The 2,744-nt window shown below is 70.2% G+C and carries 3 protein-coding genes; 1 reads left to right on the forward strand and 2 read right to left on the reverse strand.

What is annotated here, in order from left to right:
- Window positions 1–108 precede the first annotated feature (108 nt).
- Window positions 109–819 carry a hypothetical protein gene (locus tag LPN03_RS20585; protein WP_165180112.1) on the forward strand — a complete coding sequence of 237 codons (711 nt, stop codon included), beginning with the start codon at window positions 109–111 and terminating at the stop codon, window positions 817–819.
- Between the two features lie 38 nt (window positions 820–857).
- On the opposite strand, the gene LPN03_RS20590 is transcribed toward LPN03_RS20585, so the two are convergent.
- Both LPN03_RS20590 and LPN03_RS20595 read right to left on the reverse strand, forming a co-directional pair.
- A complete protein-coding gene (locus LPN03_RS20590; RefSeq protein WP_165180221.1) occupies window positions 858–2,039 on the reverse strand; it encodes an FAD-dependent oxidoreductase in 1,182 nt (393 codons plus the stop codon).
- A gap of 25 nt (window positions 2,040–2,064) precedes the next feature.
- Window positions 2,065–2,744, reverse strand: a 680-nt coding sequence (locus tag LPN03_RS20595; protein WP_316255873.1) for a class I SAM-dependent methyltransferase, incomplete at its 5' end; no start/stop codon positions are given.

Below are 2,744 nucleotides of genomic sequence, written 5' to 3' on the forward strand. Positions count from 1 at the left end.
TATTCCGGGTATTCCCTGTGAAAATCCTGGAATGGCGTCTGAGGCCGGAACGGGCATGGGACGATCGAATCCTGGCCCCCTTGCGTCCGGGGCCCTGAGGAGACTTGCATGGAACCCAACAAGAACATCGATGCCGCACGCCAAAAGGCCGCGGGAGTACTTGCCGCACAGAAGGCCAGGGAACGGCGCAACCGCATCCTGACCTGGTCCGGTGTTGGAGTTGGCGTGATCGCGGTGGCCGTTGTGGTGGGGGTCGTGGCCGGCACCAGCGGCGGTGGAAATGCCCAGGCAGCCGCCAGCAAGAGCGCAACCACGGCCGTTTCAGCGGCCCAGGGATCCACACAGGCACCGCCGTGGGCCGCTCCGGCCGACGCCTCGGCCCGGGCCCAGGCGGCCGGGCTGTCCATGCTGACGGCCGAAGGCACGGCCGAACACATCCACACCCATCTCAGCATCACCGCCGACGGCAAGGCAGTCACGGTGCCGGCCGACATCGGCATAGACCTCAACGCCCAACTGATCTCGCCCCTCCACACACACGACACCACCGGCATCATCCACGTGGAATCGCCCGTGGTGAAGCCCTTCAACCTGGGCGAAGTGTTCACGGAATGGAATGTGGCGCTCTCCGCCGGCCAGGTGGGCTCCTACGGCACCTCCGGCGGCTACACCATCACCACGTTCGTGAACGGCAAGCAGCGCGCGGGCGACCCCGCCTCGATCCAACTCGCCAACCACGAGGATGTTGACATCGTCATCACCAAGGGAACAGCCACGGCCTCCGCGCCCGCCGCGTTCACCTGGCCCGCCGGGTACTGACCCCGACGGCCCCCGTCCGCCAGCCGAAGCCCCGCCGCCTACTGCATGGTGAAACGGCGGGCCACGGCGTTGTTCAGCCCGGGATTCCGCAGAGCCCAGGCCACGGCCGCGTTGCGCACTGACAGGAACGACGCCGGCTGGGGGCGTCCCAGCGCCATGTTCAGTCCCGCCAGGCGCGAGGCCCGCCGCGCAGCGGCCATCCTGCCCTGCTGGTACCTTTCCAACAGGCGGCCCGTGGGCCGGCCGGCCAGGGCAGCCGCCATGATCGGCGCGAGGGCAGCAGCGTCCAGCCAGCCCAGGTTCATGCCCTGGCCCCCGATGGGGCTGATCTGGTGCGCGGCGTCGCCCACCAGCACCACCCTGCCCTGCACCAGCCGAACGGCCAGCCGGGACCGCACACCAAACGCACTGAGCATGCTATTGGCGCCCGGATCCACGGCAACGCCCGTCCGCCGGAACACATGCCCGGCCAGGCAGTCCGCGGTGGCGCCGTCAAGGAGAACATCCGTGTGCACCACCCACCGGCGCAGCCCGCCCGGCAGCGGGAAGGACTCCACAATTCCTGCCGGCTCCAAATAAAGTACGGCCGTGGCGCCGTCCGCGCCCGAGTCGGGGAAGTCGCCCATGAGGTACGTGTCGGGGTAGTCGCGGCCCCTGGTGGGGATGCCCAGTTCCCGGCGGACGGTGGAGTGCGCGCCGTCGGCCCCCACCGCCAGCCGGGCCCGCGTGACTCCGCAGTCACCCGCACCGCTGCCAACCGCATGGCTGCCACCCGCCTCTCCCGCCCCGGCGGAAGGCGAGGTGTGCAGCGTGACGTGACTTCCGGCGTCGTGCACGGAATCGACCCGGACACCGCGCCGGAGGGCGCCGGGGGCCAGGCTGCGGAGACGCGCCTCGAGAATGGCCTCCGTGCGGGCCTGCTTGAGGGTCAGGATGAACGGGCTCGACGGCGACGCCGCGGCGAAGGACACTCCCTGGACCAGGCGTCCCCGGCTCCGCGCAATGCCGTTGCGGATGGGCAGGCCCTCGGCCGTCAGCGCCCCCGCCACGCCGGCCTCCCGGAGTGCGGAGAGCGCCGGCGGGTGGATCCCGATGGCGCGGGAATGCGGACTCGGGCTGCTGCGCTGTTCCAGGATGGTCACGTCCAGGCCCTGCTGAAGCAGCAGAATCCCCAGGTACAGGCCCACGGGCCCTGCTCCGACAATGGCGACGTCGGCCATGGCAGCTCCCGCAGGGCCCCGGGCGTCAGCCATGAGCGCCGCCGGGACGGAAGGTCAGCAGGTTGCGGTACGGGCGTTCGGGCTGCACGTCCCAGCCAGGCCGGGCGGCGGCGAGCAACTCGGCGCCCGTGTAGCTGCGCCGAATGGAGGCGAGGCCGTCGCGGCGGATGAACGATCCCGGGAAGAATGGCAGCGTCCCGGCCCAAAACAGGGCGTACGCGGCGGGGCTGCGGGCAATATCGCAGTGGATTGCGGCCCGCCGGGCCAGCATTTCGGAATCTGCCAGCAGGCCCTGGAGTTCGGCGGGCGAGAGGTGGTGGAGCATGTGGTTGGAAATCACCAGGTCAAAGGTGGCCCCTTCGCGGACCAGCCCGGAGCTGTACGCCTTTCGGTACGTGACCCCGGTGCCTGGCTGCGCTGTGGCAAAGTCCAGGGCACGCTGGTCCGGGTCGATCGCTGTGACCTCGAGCAGCAGCGCATCGCGTTCCGCCCATCCGGCCAGCTTCCGGGCGATGTCCCCGCCGCCGCAGCCAATGTCCAGGATCGTGGTGGGCGCATCGGGGGACAGGAGTGGGCGGATCCGGTGCCGGTACACGCCGTGCCAGCCGGACACCACAGCATTGACCAGCTTGAACTGTGCGTAGGTGCGTGCCAGCCGGACAGGGTCGCAGTCCGGCCGGTCCATTTCCTCCACGGCGTCCGGGT

The sequence above is a fragment of the Arthrobacter sp. A2-55 genome (genome assembly GCF_025548615.1).
Classification (GTDB): Bacteria; Actinomycetota; Actinomycetes; order Actinomycetales; family Micrococcaceae; genus Specibacter; species Specibacter silviterrae.

Bases quoted from the DNA above. Each gene is read 5' to 3' on its own strand.
- LPN03_RS20585 (WP_165180112.1), top strand. From the start codon at position 109: ATGGAACCCAACAAGAACATCGATGCCGCACGCCAAAAGGCCGCGGGA.
- LPN03_RS20590 (WP_165180221.1), bottom strand. From the start codon at position 2,039: ATGGCCGACGTCGCCATTGTCGGAGCAGGGCCCGTGGGCCTGTACCTG.